General features: G+C 46.1%; 13 protein-coding genes. 8 read left to right on the top strand and 5 right to left on the bottom strand.

The window, feature by feature from the left end; translation table 11 throughout:
• Positions 1 to 59: 59 nt before the first annotated feature.
• From QUB61_RS32820 to QUB61_RS32830, 3 genes are all read right to left on the bottom strand, one after another.
• Positions 60 to 308: a hypothetical protein gene (locus QUB61_RS32820; RefSeq protein ID WP_333132651.1), complete on the bottom strand. Its 249-nt coding sequence runs from the start codon at positions 306 to 308 to the stop codon at positions 60 to 62.
• Positions 301 to 603, bottom strand: coding sequence for a UPF0175 family protein (locus tag QUB61_RS32825; protein ID WP_333132650.1), 303 nt, complete (start codon positions 601 to 603; stop codon positions 301 to 303). The genes QUB61_RS32820 and QUB61_RS32825 overlap by 8 nt, the downstream gene beginning before the upstream one ends.
• Before the next feature lie 308 nt (positions 604 to 911).
• A complete protein-coding gene (locus QUB61_RS32830; RefSeq protein ID WP_333132649.1) occupies positions 912 to 1,589 on the bottom strand; it encodes an AMP-binding protein in 678 nt (225 codons plus the stop codon).
• Between the two features lie 876 nt (positions 1,590 to 2,465).
• Between QUB61_RS32830 and QUB61_RS32835 the strand changes: the two genes are divergently transcribed.
• From QUB61_RS32835 to QUB61_RS32845, 3 genes are all read left to right on the top strand, one after another.
• Positions 2,466 to 5,636 carry an ABC transporter transmembrane domain-containing protein gene (locus QUB61_RS32835; RefSeq protein WP_333132648.1) on the top strand — a complete coding sequence of 1,057 codons (3,171 nt, stop codon included), beginning with the start codon at positions 2,466 to 2,468 and terminating at the stop codon, positions 5,634 to 5,636.
• Between the two features lie 281 nt (positions 5,637 to 5,917).
• On the top strand, positions 5,918 to 7,720 hold the full coding sequence (locus tag QUB61_RS32840; protein WP_333132647.1) for an HlyD family efflux transporter periplasmic adaptor subunit: 1,803 nt from the start codon (positions 5,918 to 5,920) through the stop codon (positions 7,718 to 7,720).
• Between the two features lie 98 nt (positions 7,721 to 7,818).
• Positions 7,819 to 8,283: a HetP family heterocyst commitment protein gene (locus tag QUB61_RS32845; protein ID WP_333132646.1), complete on the top strand. Its 465-nt coding sequence runs from the start codon at positions 7,819 to 7,821 to the stop codon at positions 8,281 to 8,283.
• Between the two features lie 247 nt (positions 8,284 to 8,530).
• Here the strand turns inward: QUB61_RS32845 and QUB61_RS32850 are convergent, their stop codons facing one another.
• Positions 8,531 to 8,689: a hypothetical protein gene (locus QUB61_RS32850; protein WP_333190297.1), complete on the bottom strand. Its 159-nt coding sequence runs from the start codon at positions 8,687 to 8,689 to the stop codon at positions 8,531 to 8,533.
• 267 nt (positions 8,690 to 8,956) lie between these two features.
• On the opposite strand from QUB61_RS32850, the gene QUB61_RS32855 reads away from it, so the two are divergent.
• From QUB61_RS32855 to QUB61_RS32870, 4 genes are all read left to right on the top strand, one after another.
• Complete coding sequence (locus QUB61_RS32855) at positions 8,957 to 9,226, top strand: hypothetical protein (protein ID WP_333132645.1); 270 nt, start codon at positions 8,957 to 8,959, stop codon at positions 9,224 to 9,226.
• A 421-nt stretch (positions 9,227 to 9,647) separates the two neighbouring features.
• On the top strand, positions 9,648 to 9,887 hold the full coding sequence (locus tag QUB61_RS32860; protein WP_333132644.1) for a hypothetical protein: 240 nt from the start codon (positions 9,648 to 9,650) through the stop codon (positions 9,885 to 9,887).
• A 747-nt stretch (positions 9,888 to 10,634) separates the two neighbouring features.
• Positions 10,635 to 12,062, top strand: coding sequence for a hypothetical protein (locus QUB61_RS32865; protein WP_333190299.1), 1,428 nt, complete (start codon positions 10,635 to 10,637; stop codon positions 12,060 to 12,062).
• Positions 12,063 to 12,147: 85 nt separating this feature from the next.
• Positions 12,148 to 12,888, top strand: a complete 741-nt coding sequence (locus QUB61_RS32870; RefSeq protein WP_333132641.1) for a peptidylprolyl isomerase — start codon at positions 12,148 to 12,150, stop codon at positions 12,886 to 12,888.
• 728 nt (positions 12,889 to 13,616) lie between these two features.
• Here the strand turns inward: QUB61_RS32870 and recQ are convergent.
• Positions 13,617 to 15,812 (bottom strand): DNA helicase RecQ, encoded by a 2,196-nt coding sequence (recQ, locus tag QUB61_RS32875; RefSeq protein ID WP_333132640.1) that lies wholly within the window; start codon positions 15,810 to 15,812, stop codon positions 13,617 to 13,619.
• Positions 15,813 to 15,909: 97 nt separating this feature from the next.
• Here recQ and QUB61_RS32880 point away from each other — a divergent pair, with 97 nt between their 5' ends.
• Positions 15,910 to 16,194 (top strand): DUF427 domain-containing protein, encoded by a 285-nt coding sequence (locus QUB61_RS32880; RefSeq protein ID WP_333132639.1) that lies wholly within the window; start codon positions 15,910 to 15,912, stop codon positions 16,192 to 16,194.
• Positions 16,195 to 16,357 lie beyond the last annotated feature (163 nt).

Here is a 16,357-nt window from a genome sequence, read left to right on the forward strand (position 1 = left end):
GTCCCGCCCGTCCTTTTTGGACGGGCGGGACGCCCATCCCACAAACTTGTGGAAGTTATTTAATTCTCATTCCTAACTCGGTAGCCGCCACTTTTGCCTTTTTGGATGTCGCTGTTTTTGAGGCGGACTTTGAATACAGTGTAGCCAGTGCCGGGGATTTTGTCGCCAATGAAGTTGCCAGACTGGAGTTCATTAAGTAGCGGTTGTAGGTCGGTGCGGATGCTGCGGTAGCGTTTAATTAAGGTGCGAACTCGTGTTTTGAACTCATCGGAAAAGACAATTTGGATTTGGGGTGTCTCGTCAGTCATCAATGCCATCCCACAGTTCGGAAATAGGATGCAATTTGCCTTCTTTAATTTGCTGGAGGGAGTTACGGAGGCTGGCTAAGACGAGTTCGGCGGGTTCGTCATCGGGATCGGCAGGCTGGGTGACAATATGGCGGCTGATTAATAGTTGGTAGAAGTCGTCCACAGACATTAAAGCAAGTTGAGCAGCTCGATCGAGACTGAGGCTGTGCTGCTGATAAAGTACGATCGCCAATTCTATCCTCAAATCGGCTTCAGTCAGGGGGAGATTGTCGGGAAGGTCGATCGTAATTTGCATGATTTACGGTACTTTTTAATTTAAATTGTCTCTTAAATTTTGTTTTTTAAGTTGACAAAACGGCTTTAATTTAGTTACAATTAGGAAAAAATATGTCGGTGCCAAACGTCACTATAATTCACGAGCGCAAAAAGCTAGTTTTTGAATTTTCCTCTCTACTTATATCAACTTTACACCCCATCTCCATCTATTTTACAAGAAAATTGGAAGTAGGGCCGATCGAGAGCTATAAGATGATGAAACTTATAGTTACATAGAAACACATGAATTTACCAAGGTCGATTACAGTTACTTGTAGTGCGATCGCCCTAGCACGATCGGGAAATCGACCGTCTGCCAAAGCCGCCACTCCGCAACCGGAAAACAGTAGACGAATATTTGCGGATTGGTGTCGCTAAAAAGCTTCTTTCACTCCTGAAGCTAAAAATACTGTTGAGGTGCTGTTGCAGCTTTCTGAGTAATGCCAGGTTTTCGACTACCAAGGCGGTGCAGCCGCTGTCTTGGATGATGTCTAGAAGTTCTTCGGCGTCGGCGGTGGCGCCTCGAACAACGTTGGCGGCCCCGGCCATCATGATACCTTCGTCGGCTATCAGCCAGCGGGGGCTGTTGTCGGCGGAGAGGGCGACGCGGTTCGGGACGGCTTCTCCTGGATTGGCTTCGATGCCCAGGGCTTGGAGGCCGGCGACGAATTGCTGTATTTGTTGGTACAGGTCAGTGTAGGTCAGTTTGATTTCCGGCTGGCTGTGAGGGTCGTGGAGGGCGACGGTTTGAGGAAATCGCTGTTTGACGAGCTCCCAAATTTCGGGTATCGATCGAATGGAACTGTAATCGACTAGCTGGCTGAGGTTGGCGCGTGCAATGTCGCTCATTTGAGAGTGGGCCTCAGGTGCGGGGCGGTTCATAGTTATTTTGCTGGCGTTGTGCGCCCTCGAAGTATTTGGTGTGAATTTACCATCTCTAGCTTTCTGCATCATAGCCTTGGGCATAATAGCCTTCTGCCGAAAGGAAAAGAATTTGACGATTTTTCCGCAGGGAACTGAAAAAAACGGACAGTCCCGGATCTGTTCATAGCAAAGAAACCTTTTATAAACCGGGTTTCTTGGCTCACGCCCTCCACGAGATGTAGTAAAAAACCCGGTTTCTGCGTCCGCTGCAAAGTTAGTTAGTGTTTCCACCAGCGAGGGGTTTCACCCCCTGACAAAGAAACCTTTTATAAACCGGGTTTCTTGGCTCGCGCCCTGCACGAGATGTAGTAAAAAACCCGGTTTCTGCGTCCGCTGCCAAGTTAGTGTTTCCACCAGCGAGGGGTTTCCCCCCCAGAATCGGAACTCCTACTTCTTGGCTAGAATCCCGCTAAATAGCCCGGCTCAATTCTCAATTAATTAATGTAATTCCAGCAACAATTGAGCAATATTTCTTTACATTGATTTTTCTCGACTGCACAAATTATTGACAAGTAAAATATTGTAATATTTAATTAAGCTATCTGCCTATATTGACGTAGAAGGCAGAAGCTCTGTCCGATTTCCTTTACACGATGGGCACAATTATCCGCGACACTCAGCTAAACTATAAAGATTCTGTAAAGATGAGCATTTAACCCTAGCCCTAATACCTATTTATTATGTAAGCTATGAGGGGAGCGAGCAAAAACAACACTTACGCAATAACCGTACTTTCCTGAAAAAGCCCGAATTCCGACATCCCCAAAGAACTCAAAGAATCTTTGAAATAACAGTTTTGAGCCGCACAACTCAAAAAGTATTTTTAAGCGAGCTAGGTGGCACTAAAAACAACACAAATTGGACATAACCGGGTGACTGCTCGCTCAATAAATTTCAGGAAAAAGATCAGGGAAATCTATGAAAAACACTTTAGGGATACCGAATTACTTCGAGCAATCCCCAGCCTCATTGCAGACGGTTCCAGCTATTCAAAAACTATTGGAGGAAATCGATGCAGAAGCGACATTAATTTCAAAATTAAATACAGTATGTGAAATGTGCGAGTTTCAGCTCGGAGATGAAATCACAAAATATAAAATACCGGATAATACCAACAATTTAGTTGAGAAAGAACAGAGCGATTCCCTACGGGATAGCTTCGCTTCACGCAATTTTTATTTAGTTTGCGAGGGAAGAGTCAGGCTGCTAGCAGTAGAAGCCTCTCAACAGCAGGAAATTTCGGCGGTGGTACTGGAAGTCGGAGCAATATTTGGGACAGACAACCTATTTATTGAAAGCGGACTGCCTTACAGGGCAATTGCGGCGGGTACTTGCCAAATCGCTCGAATTGCGGCCACAAAATTGCAGCTTATTTTAGAGGAATTTCCCCAACTGCAACAGCACTTGCAGCAAAAATTCCAACAGGTCCAGCGGTTAATATTTTTCAAGACACAAACAGATTTGCGATCGCTCGCTCCCTACCAACAACAGCTTCTGTGGCCCCAGTTACTTCCTTACATAGAAGAAAGCCGAATTCCTGCCGGAGTTTCCCTCGCTGAGCACTGCCAAAAATCTACCAATCATTTTTGGCTCCGCAGCGGTCAAATTCAAGGTCAAGCACCGCCAATTATCGGCAGTAACTGGGGACATTCAGAGGTACCGAGCGACTGGAAAGCCGCAACAAACCTGTTAATTTACCAGCTTAGCGCCGAACAGTGGGAAATGGCCAAAGCCACAATTAGTTCCGAAAGCAATTCCCGCCCTAAAATAATCCGCAAACCTCCAATTTTAAGCTTAGTAACGCTGCCCCAAAATGCTAGCTCTACCTCAAAAACCGAGCAGGCAAAATTAACCGCCCTCGAGCAGCAAAAACCGGCAGCCGGAATCATCAGCTTTCCCAAACCCAAGCAGCGCAAATGGTTAAGCAGCGGACACCCATTTATTCAACAACAGAGCGCAGCAGATTGCGGAGCCACCTGCTTAGCCATGATTAGCGAATATTGGGGTAAGAAATTCAGCCTGAATTACTTGCGCGAATTGGCAGAAATCGGCCGCAGCGGCGCGTCGCTCAAAAATTTGGCAAAAGCAGCGGAAAGAATGGGATTTCAAACCCGTCCCGTGCGAGCTTCTTTAACTCCGCTGCGCAATCAAAATCCCTGGATCGCTCACTGGCAAGGCAATCACTACGTTGCAGTTTACCGCTTTAAAAATCAACAGGTTTTAGTGGCAGATCCGGCGGTGGGCAAGCGGTGGATGAGCGTTAAAAGTTTTACGGAAAATTGGACTGGCTATGCCCTAATTTTAGACCCGACAGCGGAGCTATATCGCAATCACAGTGCCGAACATAAAGGCATCAAAATTAAAAGTTTTGTCGGCATAGTCTGGCCCTACCGCGCTGCGATCGCCCAAATTTTGATTCTCTCCTTGTTTATCCAAATATTTGGGCTAGTTACTCCCCTATTTACCCAAGTAATTTTAGACCAAGTAGTTGTTAGCAAAAGCATAGTAACTCTGCACGTTTTTGCGATCGGACTGCTGCTGTTTAGTATTTGGCGAACGCTGTTGGGGGCAACGAGACAATATTTGCTCGATTATTTGTCGAACCGCATTGACCTGACTTTAATTAGCGGCTTTATCAGTCACACTCTCACTTTGCCGATCAAGTTTTTTGAATCTCGTCAGGTGGGCGATATCTTGACGCGGGTTCAGGAAAATCAAAAAATTCAGGCGTTTTTGACTCGCCAAGCTATTACTGCTTGGTTGGATGCTTTGATGGCTGTGGTTTACATCGGACTGATGTTTTACTATAACGGGCGTCTGGCTTTGTTGGTGCTGGCTTTGATCCCGCCGATCGTGATTTTGACTTTAGTGGCAACTCCGTTTCTGCGACAAGTTTCCCGGGAGGTTTTTGCCGAAAGTGCTAAGCAAAATTCATCTTTGGTGGAAATGATTACTGGGGTGGCAACGGTTAAGGCAACTGCTGCTGAGCGAGAAATGCGCTGGCGCTGGGAAGACGAATTAACCTGCATGATTAATGCTAAATTTCGGGGGCAGAAGTTGGCTAATGCTTTGCAGGCGATCGGGGGTGGGATTAATACTTTGGGGAGTACGGCTTTGCTGTGGTATGGGGCAATGCTGGTGATTCAAGATGATTTGACGATCGGTCAGTTTGTCGCTTTTAATATGATGATTGGGAGCGTGATTTCTCCTGTGCTTTCAGTGGTGGGACTTTGGGATGAGTTTCAAGAAGTGCTCGTTTCGATCGAGCGTTTGGATGATGTATTCTCTGCCCAACCTGAAGAAAGCCCTTACAAGCCAATGCTGGTGCTGCCTCGGATCCAGGGAAACGTCAAGTTTGACAATGTTTCTTTCCGCTATGCTCAGGATGAGGAACGCAATACGCTGCAAAATCTTTGCTTTGAGGTGCAAGCTGGAGAAACTGTGGCAATTGTCGGCCGCAGCGGTTCGGGTAAGAGTACTTTGGTGAAGCTGCTGCAAGGTTTCTATTATCCAGAAAAAGGGCGGCTGACAGTTGACGGCCACGATATTCGACACATTTCTCTGCAGTCGCTGCGAGTTCAGTTGGGTGTTGTCCCTCAAGATTGTTTCTTGTTTTCGGGAACGATTTTGGAAAATATTACCTTGTACAAAAATGGAGAGAATGCTGATTCTGCAAGCTTGGAAGAGGCGATAGAAGTGGCGAAGCTAGCAGAAGCTCACGCTTTTATTCAAGATATGCCACTGGGCTATCAAACTCCTGTCGGGGAGAGGGGAACGAGTTTGTCTGGAGGTCAGCGACAGCGAATTGCGATCGCCCGCGCTTTGTTGGGCAATCCCCGAATTTTGATTTTGGACGAAGCAACTTCTTCGCTGGATACCGAGTCTGAGCGCAGGTTCCAGCAAAATCTGGCTCGCATCGGCCGCGATCGCACTGTCTTTGTCATCGCTCATCGGTTGTCTACCGTGCGTAATGCCGATCGAATTTTGGTTCTAGACAAAGGCATTTTAGTCGAACAAGGCAAGCACGACCAATTGATAGCCGAACGCGGACTTTACTATCACCTCGCTCAGCAACAACTCGATATTTAAGTCATTAGTCATTAGTCATTAGTCGTTAGTCGTTAGTCATTAGTCATTGTCATTAGTCGTCAGTCATTAGTCATTAGTCGTTAGTCGTTAGTCATTAGTCATTAGTCATTGTCATTAGTCATTAGTCATTAGCAACAACACAAGACTAAAGATAATTTTAATGACCAATTCCCAATTACTCCTGACTCCTAACTTCTAACTTTTGACTCCTGACGCCTGATTTATAACTCCTAAAAACTGCCAACGGCCAACTGTAAACAAACTAATTTGGAGAAAATACTATGCTTTCAGAAGAGATCGAAGAATTAGGCGGCGCTCCTGATGAAATAGCAGAAGTTTATGGGGGCGTAGCTTCAACCCCAGAAAACAAAGCCATAAAAAAAGACCGATATTTAGAAGTGGTCGAATCTCAAAATCGCTCCTCTCAAACTAATGACGGTATCAATACTGCGAAGTTCCCGCAGCATGATGCTGATAATTGGTCTACTTCTTTGCACTCGGTACTCGACCAGCCGGCAGTATCTTTTCCCCAGCGGTTGATATTAGGAGGAATGGTTTTTTCTGTAGCTTTTGGAGCGTGGGCAACTTTGGGGAAAATTGACCAAGTCGGTCATGCTCAGGGCAAATTAGTTCCCAAAGGTGCTGTTTACAAAATTCATCCGACGGAGACGGGAAAAATTATTAACCTCGCTATCAAAGAAGGTCAAAAAATCAAAGCAGGACAATTATTGGCGGAATTAGACCCGTCCACTGCAGAGAGCGAGGTGGAGCGTCTTGAGAAAATTCTGGGCGCCGATCAGATTCAATTGGTGCAGCAGATTAGTTTGATCGAAAGAACTCGACTGGAAGCTGAAGCGAGCCAAGCTATTGCTGCTGCACAGAAGCAGGGGGCCCAAGCTGCGATCGATGGGGCTCGCGCTTCAGTGGCTGCCACGCAGTCTCAAATCGAGCAATTGCAAGCAGATGTAGTGTCTCAGCAAGCGCGCAAGCAACAGCTCAAACCTCTGGAAAAACAGGCAGAAAATCTGTTATCGCAACTGAAAACCGATGTCACTTCTCAACAGGCTAGGCGCGAGCAGGTGAAACCGCTGCAAAATAAGAGCCAAGATTTGTTGGCCGGGTTGCAAGCAAAAGTGGCGGCTCACAAAGAACGGATAGCGCGGCTCAAACCTTTGGTAGATGAGGGAGCGCTGTCAAAAGATGTTTTGTTTCAAGCTGAGGAAGCTATGCGAGAAAGCGAAAATGCCGTTATTAGAAGCCAGTTGGGGGAGACAACTCAGGCTGACGATCGAGTATTTGAGGTCGAGCAAACCGTGCGCGACAGGCAAAGTGCTGCCCTCAGGAGTCAACTGTCGGATACAACTCAGGTTAAGGAAAAGCTGTTTGAAGTCGAGCAAGGTTTGCGCGATCGTATTAATTCGATCGGCAAAATGCAAGGCCAATTAACAGAACAAATGGCAGAAGTCGATCGGCTGCAAGCCGAAGCCTCCAGCAAAGAAGCCGCAGCGCGCCAAACCCAGTTAGAAAAAGAGCAAAAAATTCAGCAGTTAGAAATGGAATTAAATCAAGCCAAATCCAAAATAGCCGAAACAAAAACCCTGCTCGCTCAAGCAAAAAATAAGCTCAAACAAAGATTTATCTACGCACCCGTCACCGGAGTAATTTCCGCGCTCAACATTCAGAACACCGGCGAATTCGTTCAACCCGGTCAAACCATTGCAGAAGTGACTCCGAATCACGCTCCGCTAGTGCTGGAAGTGAGTTTGCCGAACCGAGAAGCGGGTTTTGTCAAAACCGGAATGCCAGTACAAGTCAAATTCGATGCTTTTCCCTATCAAAATTACGGCGTGATTCCGGGAAAAGTTGTATCGATTTCGCCGGATGCCAAAACAGACGAGCGATTGGGTGTTTTTTACCGGGTGGAAGTGAGTATCGATCGAGACTCAGTGAAAGCCAACAATCAAACCTGGAAACTCAAAGCTGGCCAGACAGCTACTGCAGAAATTGTTATCCGCCAGCGTTCCATAGCCGACATTTTGCTCGACCCCCTCAAGCAACTACAAAAGGGCGGCATGAGTTTGTAGAAATTAGTCATTAGTCATTAGTCAACAGTCAGCAGTCAGCAGTCAGCAGTCAGCAGTCAACAGTCTACCAATTTACACAAAACAGGATAAAATTAATAATGAACTCCCAATTTCACCATTCTGCCAATCATTCCCAATTTAGAATTAAACCCGAAGAATTGGATGAGATAATTTCAGCCATCCTGGCAGGAAAGTATTCTTGGGCTTGTTTTTTACTTTTGCGGTGCACGGGTTACAACCCTCTCGACTATATCCCTTACCGTACTTCCAACCGCTTGCTCAAGGAAAACAGTCAAATCAGCAAGTCGAGTAAATCGGGAACTAAGTCTGCTTTGGGCAAAATTGACGATTTAGATCATCTGGAAGTGGTGGGGGAAAAACCAGCCGGAGTTCGAGGGGGTGATGCAATTCAGGTTTTTAGAGAGTTGCACTCAGATACCAGAGGTTTTGTCGCTGAAGTCGCGGGCGAAGGTTCAAATATCTTGGCGCCGGGGGTTGAGGTTCACAATCAAGAATTTTTTGCTGGATTTAAGATGCGCTGGTTTAGTTTGGCGGGCAAGTAATTTAGTCGATCGACTGACAACCCGATCGCCCGCCTTGAGTGTACCTGTTTTTTGGTCGATCTCAATTCCGGTTGTACCGTCCGTGATTGTTGAGTACCCTTCTCGATTTTACGCCCGACGATGAAGCGCAGAATTGATATAACGGGTAAAATCAACCGGATTGGACGATCGAATTGCTCTCTTCGAGTGTTCTAGGATCTAACCATCGACAACACGGCAAGGTCGGACACCGCACCGTGCCATTTCCCTAGGCCCCAATAATCGTAGCACCGGCGAGGGCTCGCCCGCCTTCGCCCTTGATGGAAGATGCAAGCCTCGCCCGATTAATTTTCGGGAAACGGCACGGCGCCCTGTCCTGACTGGGGGTAATATCAATTCCGATGCCACCTGATTTGATATGACTCATCGCGGGCGATCGGGTTTTTCAGTACGCACACAACCTGTCTCGTTAATAGAGTATAAAACGAGGCTGGTTTTTGAATATCAAAATACATCGATTTTCTGTAGCTTTTGAACCAACAATTTACAAATATTCATAAAATTAACTTTACATTTAAATTTCCACAAATCTGCCAAATTGGCAACACAGCTCTAATTAGTCCAGATATATTAGGTACATCGAAAGCAAACAAGATTGCTTGGAGCAAGCAGTTAACCCACAAGGAAAAAAACCATGATTATCTCAGACCTGAACCATGTAGAAGTTGTTTCCGAAGAAACAGAAACCAGTATTGAAGGCGGATATTACGACCCGTACTACCCCTACTACCCCTACTACGGCTACGGCTACAGTTCTGCCTATGCTAATGCAGGTGCTTATGCCTACGGTCCGGGAACTTCTACATCCACATCCACCGGCACAACTACCGGGCCTGGATCTTCTAGCTCTTCCAGCAATTCGAGTTCGAGTACTAGTTCTTACGGCTACCCCTGGTACTACTAACAGCAGTGTAGACCAGCGGTCAGAAACTCAGCTATGTAAAGAAATGCAATAATTCCTGGATTGACCCCTATAGAGGTAGTTCACAAATTATCGCCCAACTTTACATAGCTAGTTTAAATAGTGTCAACATCCTTAATCGCTTTGAGTGGCTCGCATTTTAACATCAGTTAAGCATATACTAAAAATTGTGGCGGTAGAAAAAAGACTATAAAACGAGGCTGGTTTTTGAATATCAAAATAAATAGATTTTCTGTAGCTTTTGAACCAACAATTTACAAATATTCATGAAGTTTACTTTACATTTAAATTTCCACAAATCTGCCAAATTGGCAACACAGCTCTAATTAGTCAGATATATTAGGTACATCGAAGGCAAACAAGATTGCTTCGAGCAAGGAGTTAACCCACAAGGAAAAAAACCATGATTATCTCAGACCTCAACCATGTAGAAGTTGTTTCCGAAGAAACAGAAACCCGTATTGTTGGCGGAGTTGTTGTCACCTCCTTCTCCTACAAAGTCTCCAGTTATGCCCCTCCTGCACCTTTCTTAGGACCCAACGGTAAGGTAACTTCTACATCCACATTGACAACCATCATAACTATCGGGCTTGGCTTTGGTAGCTCTTCCAGCAGTTCGAGTTCGACGACTCGTTTTTACTAATTGTAGATGTAGTCACAGTAGTGTAGACTATCCGTCAGAAACTCAGCTCTGTAAAGAAATGCAATAATTTCTGGATTGACCCCTATATAGGTAGTTCACAAATTATCGCCCAACTTTACATAGCTTTTATATACTGTCAACATCCTTAATCGCTTTGAGTGGCTCGCATTTTAACATCAGTTAAGCATCTACTAAAAATTGTGGCGGTGGAAAAACTGGATTATTGATGACTTAGACTATATAGAGACAGTGTCAAGAGCAAGTAAGCTTGTAGGTGCTGGTTAGACGATCGCGACTGGTAGCGCTAACAATTTTGCCATTTATGGATTTGGCAGTGTTGGTGCTAATGCTTTTGCTATTGGCGAAAATACTTCGACTCTGGCTAACACTGACACAAAGGTCTATGTTAGTCTTTATATTGCTTTTACGGAAGCCTCAGCTACAGCTAACTCTTAGGCTGGCACTGAAAAAAGTTATTCTGTATCCTTGAACCATAGCAGATATTTGTTCAACTTTAGCAGTCCGCCCTCATGATTTGCGCTCGCGGTTGGCAGTTGAATTTGAAATGGTAATTGAAAAAAAGTAATTGTGAGGTTGTACTCACCCAATTGAAAACAGCTAGAGTGCCGGCCAGTGTAAGGTGGATTTCAAATATTAAAAAGCGTTTTGATGGTGATTGCGATGGTTAAATCAAATTTAATGAAAATTCAGCCCGACAGCCATAAAGCTAAAAGGAGATAAATTGCCATGCCTCCCTCAGATTCATCTAACCCTGGTGCCGGCAGCAGCAGCAGTTCCAGCAGCTCTAGTTCCTTTGTAGATAGCAGCGGTGCCGGCAGTACCAGCAGCGCGACAGCCACTTCCCCGACGGGAAGCAGTACCAGCAGTCAGACTGCTTACACTGCGGGGGCTACATCTAGCAGCAGCAGCGCGGCAGCGAGTGCTTCTACAGTCGCGCCCCCAACTACTAGCGCCACAGCTTCGGCGCCAGCGCCAGCACCTGCGCCAGCACCAGCACCAGCGCCAACACCAGCACCAGCGCCACCACCTGCGCCGTTAGGAGACAGCAGCAGTGCCAGCAGTAGCAGCTCGACAGCGACTTCTCCGACAGGGAGCAGTACCAGCAGTCAGACAGCATCGGATCCCGGCGGCACTTCTAGCAGTGCGAGCGCCTCAGCTAGCAGCGGTTTAGATACTGAGCCAACTACTAGCGCCACAGCTTCGGCGCCAGCGCCAGCACCAGCGCCTGCGCCTACTCCGGCTGCTACAGACTCTGCACCGATAATTAATATCACACCGCCAACACCTGCACCAGCACCAGCGCCAACACCCACACCTGCGCCAACACCCACAGCGCCAAATAATGACGGTGCAACGTTCACCCCGGTGACTGGCGGCACTTCTGGCATTTCAAGTCCTTCTAATTTCTCTCCAGGCAGTACGGGTACTGGCGGCGGGAGTGCGATAATTTATGAGCCAACAGATAACAGTAACAGCAATAATTCGATCGCACTTCCCGATGGCAATAACAACAACAGCAATGCTGACACAACCCCACCTCCAGAAATTACCGCCCCAGAAAACTATCCTGCAGCATTAACTATCAGCTACGACAGCAACGGCGACGGATATTGGCTCGGCACCAACCGCAGCGATGTGATTACTTGCGGTAGCGGGATAGATCAAATTTTTGCAGGAAGCGGCGACGATATTGTCACAGGTAACAGAGGTGACGATGCGATGGAGGGAGGCGAGGGAAACGATACTTTGCGGGGAGGAAAAGGTCAAGATTTGCTGATTGGCGCCAAGGGCGACGATTTTCTTTGCGGCGACTGGGGCACCGATAACTTGATTGGAGGTAGCGGCGCTGATACCTTTGTATTTAAAACCGTAACAGCGAGTGCAGCAGATAATCCATTTTTAGCCGATCGACTTTTTGATTTCAATCCCGCTGAAGGTGATAAAATTGGGCTGACAGAGGGACTTTCGGTAGCAGACTTGACACTCGTGGCCTTTGATACTGACGGTGACGGTACGGCAGACGCGACTCTGGTCAAGTTTAGTTCAAATATTGGCGATCGAATTTTAGCTGTTGTTTTGGGAACAGTTAACGCAGCGGGTGCAACAACTTTGAGCAATGCTGATTTTATTAGTTTGCCAAATGGCATCATGTAGCTAACCGTTAACCGTTAACGCGAATTACCCCGCAGGAAGCGTCGGGGAATGAAGTTAATAGAGTTATATAGGTTGACCGAGAAAGATGAAGGACTTTTCCCAGCCATTGATTGAAGCAAGTGAAATCATCGAACTACTCAGACGAGAGCTGCAATTAAAGACATTTAGTCAAAAGGTTTTGCAAAAAAAAGTTATTGAGAAAGCCGCCCAGGAACGGGGGTTAACTGTGACTCCCGAAGAAATTCAAGTTGTGGGCGACCAACTCCGCCGCGAGAAGCGTTTGGAGAAAGCGGCGGATACGATTGCTTGGCTGGTCGATCAGATGATTTCCGTAGAAGATTTAGAGGCCGGAATTCGCGATAGGCTCCTTGCCCAAAAACTAGCCGAACACTTGTTTAGCAAAGAAGTAGAAAAGGTTTTCGTTCAAAACAAATTGCAATTCGACCAAATAATTCTTTATCAAATAGTTGTTGCCAACCTGCAGCTTGCTCAGGAATTATTTTATCAAATTCAAGAAGGAGAAATCAGCTTTTTTGATGCAGCTCACCTTTACGACATTGACGAAAATCGCCGGCATTTATGCGGTTGCGAAGGCAAGGTTTATCGGTGGGGTTTAAAACCAGACATAGCCGTAGCCGTATTTAGCGCTCAACCCGGAGAAGTGATTCGTCCAATTGAAACAGAGCGAGGATATCACTTGTTCCTGGTTGAAAAGTTTCTCCCTGCCGAATTAACCCCTCAACGGTATCAAGAAATATTGCACAATATGTTTAACGAATGGCTGTCTAATGAGGTAAACTATTTATTGCACAATTCTCAAGTATAGAAACTTAATTGATCGCCCTCAAAAACCCATATAATTTTCCCTCAACTAAATACAATTCTAAAATGTAGGGTGCTTGTGGGTATACAGAGAGACCTAATATCGTTTCCGGCTGCATCGATATTATTCAATCCTTGGAGCAGTGCGTGAGTGTAAATAGTCTCATGCGTGTGGATTTAAATATTGCTCCCTCTCATATCAATTCCGGTTGCACCGTTCGGGATGGGGAGTCGGGAGTCGGGAGTCGGGAGTCGGGAGTCGGGGAATGTGGAATTATTGACTTTGACTTGATCGTGCCCATCCAACCGGAAACGATATCACGCGCACTACTTACGCAAAAAGTGGTTTGACGAGCTACTTATAGCGCAATACGGTTCAGTTAAAAAGGTAATTGCTCGCCCTCGCACCTCACGAAAGCTGAGAACTGAAGAAAGTCTCGGTGATTGCTTGGGGATTGCTTGGTACCCTCGCAACTGCGCCAAGCATAGCGAAGAATGACACGCTTAGCTAACCCAAGCTTATTGACTTATAGCGCTGTTAAAATTATTTTCAAAATTTGAGTTTTGCCGACGCCCGACACGCCAACTAATAAAGCCAAATCTGAAAAATATATCGGTTCAAAACGCCACTCTAATTCACGATCCCAAAAAGCTGCTTTTTAAATTTTCATTTCCCCCCTCCTATCTATTAATTATCTGCGTCTATCAGCCTTCATCAGCCTACATCGGCGGTTAAAAACTGACATAATTTTGCCGCCACCAAGCGCGCACTAACTTAATCTCCTCAAACGTATAAACTTCTTGCAAAAACTCATAAATCGCTTTCAATCTCTCATCCCCAATAACTTCAATTGCGTTCACAATCGCCTGCTGGCGTTCGGATTCCACCAACACATTGATATCAACTTCCCAGCCCATCTCCATCAACTCTACCAGATGCCCAGAAATAGTATTAGGACTCATCCCCCGCGCATTGGCGATTCCTTGAACTGTCAAACCTTGTCGGTATAATTCCCAGGTTTGCATCTGCGAATAAGACGCAACATTAGCAAGATTAGGAAGATTCGCCGCAGCAGAAGATGCAGCATTAGTTGGCAATTCTTGTTCTTGGCAAAAAGCGCGAATTGCCTCCAAGAAAACCTTACCGTACTTATCTCGCTTGTTGCTGCCAACGCCGTAAACCTCCTCGAATTCTCTGAGATTTTGCGGGCGTTTTTCTGCCATGTCTCGCAAGCTTTTATCAGCAAAAACTACGTAAGGTGGCACAAATTGTTCGTCGGCAATTTGTTTGCGTAGCGTCCGCAGTATGGCAAATAAACTTTCTACTTCTACTGCTAAATACCGAACTTTTTCCTGTACTTCCCGCTGCGGTTCAATGGCGATTTCAACTGTGCGCTGACGTTTCATAATTTCCCAACTTTTTTCATTCAGTTTCAAAACGGGAAATCCGTCGGTTTTTTCGTCTAAAAAACCTTGATTTAACAGCGAGCGACTCAATTTTTTCCATTCATCAGCACTTCTATCTTTGCCAATTCCGTAAGTAGAAAGTTGGTGGTGCTGGTATTGCAATACTTTTTGACTTTTTGAGCCTCGCAGCACGTCAATAATATGATTCATGCCGAATTTTTCTTGGCATCTCGCGACGCAGGACAGAAATTTCATTGCCTCAATCGTCCAATCTTCGACGGGTTTTTGGTTGCAACAATTATCGCAAGTACCGCAGTTTCCGGGGAATGAATCGCCAAAATAACTTAACTGGATTGTGCGGCGGCACTCGCTGGATTCTGCATAGTTGATTACTCGGCGCAACTGTTGGCGGGCAATTCGTTGTTCTTGCGGATCTGGTTTTTGCTCGATGATGTAGTCGATGGTTTTGACATCGCCGTAGCCGAAAAATAAGCTGCAATGGGCGGGTTCGTTGTCTCGACCCGCGCGGCCGGATTCTTGATAGTATCCTTCGAGATTCTTGGGCAAGTCGTAGTGAATTACAAACCGCACGTCTGGTTTGTTAATACCCATACCAAAGGCAATTGTGGCTACCATTACTTGCACGTCGTCGCGAATGAAGCGGGTTTGATTGGTTGCGCGATCGACATCGTTCATGCCGGCGTGGTATGGTAAGGCTTGGATGCCGCTTTGTTGCAATTTATAGGCAACTTCATCAACTTTTTTGCGGCTGAGGCAATAGATAATTCCCGAACCGCCTTTTTTTTGGATGATTTGCAAAACTTCGGCAAAACTGTGCTTGGTTTTGGGGCGAACTTCGTAGTATAAATTGGGGCGGTTGAAGCTGGCGACGTGGATGTAGGGATTTCGCAGAGTTAGCTGCTGGATGATGTCTTGGCGGACGCGCTCGGTGGCGGTGGCGGTTAGTCCCATAATTGGAATGTCGGGATATCGATCGCGCACTCGTTGCATTTGCCTGTATTCTGGTCGAAAGTCGTGTCCCCATTCCGAAACGCAGTGGGCTTCGTCGATCGCAAATGCCGAAATTCCTACCTTATTTGCTACTATATCTAAAAACGGTAAAAATCTCTCACCGAGCAAGCGTTCGGGTGCAACGTAGAGCAATTTAATCTTACCTTCTTGAATTGCAGTTTCGCGCGATCGGGTTTCCTGAGAGCTCAAAGTGCTGTTGAGAAAAGTCGCCCCAATTCCATTATCCTGCAAAGCTTCCACCTGGTCTTGCATCAGAGCAATTAACGGCGAAACAACCACTGTCAATCCCGGTTTCAACAGTGCCGGTAATTGAAAACACAAAGACTTGCCACCGCCAGTCGGCATGACAATCATCATATCCCGTTTTTGTAAAGCAGCTTCGACAATTTCCCGCTGTCCCGGGCGGAAAGAGTCATAGCCAAAAAAATGTTTGAGGGCTTGTTCGAGGGACAGCGGCACAGGAGATGTTGGGGGAATCGACCCTGACATTTGCAGTAGTTGGTTGTTGACTTCTACACTATTCTATGCTTTTTGAGCACAAATACAGTTACAATAATTGAGAATCTCAATTTAAGCAGAGAAACTGATGCCGAAAGCAATTTGGAATGGTGCCGTTTTGGCCGAGAGCGACAAGTGCGAAGTTGTAGACAACAACTATTATTTCCCCGCAGATGCCATCAAACGCGAGTATTTCAAGGACAGCAGCACTCACACGACTTGCGGTTGGAAAGGTGTTGCTAGTTACTACAGTGTCGAAGTGGACGGACAAGTTAATAAAGATGCTGCTTGGTACTACCCTACTCCGAAAGATGCTGCTAAAAATATTGCAGGACATATTGCTTTTTGGAAAGGAGTTAAGGTAGAGGCTTAAAGGAGTGTTTAGGTAAAAACTTGGGGCGGGTTTTGTGCGAATTGGGCGCTTGACAAGCGAATTTCAAAGGTGGTACCCGCCACGTAATTTATCCGTGGAATCAATCCCAAATCGAAAATCGAAAATCCTCAAGCCCCCGCATTTATCCGTGGGGTCAATCTAA

It is taken from the genome of Microcoleus sp. C2D2 (assembly GCF_036702495.1).
In the GTDB taxonomy this organism is placed as follows: Bacteria; Cyanobacteriota; Cyanobacteriia; order Cyanobacteriales; family Microcoleaceae; genus Microcoleus.

Excerpts from the sequence above, each read along its gene's own strand:
- QUB61_RS32820 (WP_333132651.1), bottom strand. The coding sequence starts at position 308 with ATGACTGACGAGACACCCCAAATCCAAATTGTCTTTTCCGATGAGTTC.
- QUB61_RS32825 (WP_333132650.1), bottom strand. The coding sequence starts at position 603 with ATGCAAATTACGATCGACCTTCCCGACAATCTCCCCCTGACTGAAGCC.
- QUB61_RS32830 (WP_333132649.1), bottom strand. The coding sequence starts at position 1,589 with ATGCCCAAGGCTATGATGCAGAAAGCTAGAGATGGTAAATTCACACCA.
- QUB61_RS32835 (WP_333132648.1), top strand. The coding sequence starts at position 2,466 with ATGAAAAACACTTTAGGGATACCGAATTACTTCGAGCAATCCCCAGCC.
- QUB61_RS32840 (WP_333132647.1), top strand. The coding sequence starts at position 5,918 with ATGCTTTCAGAAGAGATCGAAGAATTAGGCGGCGCTCCTGATGAAATA.
- QUB61_RS32845 (WP_333132646.1), top strand. The coding sequence starts at position 7,819 with ATGAACTCCCAATTTCACCATTCTGCCAATCATTCCCAATTTAGAATT.
- QUB61_RS32850 (WP_333190297.1), bottom strand. The coding sequence starts at position 8,689 with ATGAGTCATATCAAATCAGGTGGCATCGGAATTGATATTACCCCCAGT.
- QUB61_RS32855 (WP_333132645.1), top strand. The coding sequence starts at position 8,957 with ATGATTATCTCAGACCTGAACCATGTAGAAGTTGTTTCCGAAGAAACA.
- QUB61_RS32860 (WP_333132644.1), top strand. The coding sequence starts at position 9,648 with ATGATTATCTCAGACCTCAACCATGTAGAAGTTGTTTCCGAAGAAACA.
- QUB61_RS32865 (WP_333190299.1), top strand. The coding sequence starts at position 10,635 with ATGCCTCCCTCAGATTCATCTAACCCTGGTGCCGGCAGCAGCAGCAGT.
- QUB61_RS32870 (WP_333132641.1), top strand. The coding sequence starts at position 12,148 with ATGAAGGACTTTTCCCAGCCATTGATTGAAGCAAGTGAAATCATCGAA.
- recQ (WP_333132640.1), bottom strand. The coding sequence starts at position 15,812 with ATGTCAGGGTCGATTCCCCCAACATCTCCTGTGCCGCTGTCCCTCGAA.
- QUB61_RS32880 (WP_333132639.1), top strand. The coding sequence starts at position 15,910 with ATGCCGAAAGCAATTTGGAATGGTGCCGTTTTGGCCGAGAGCGACAAG.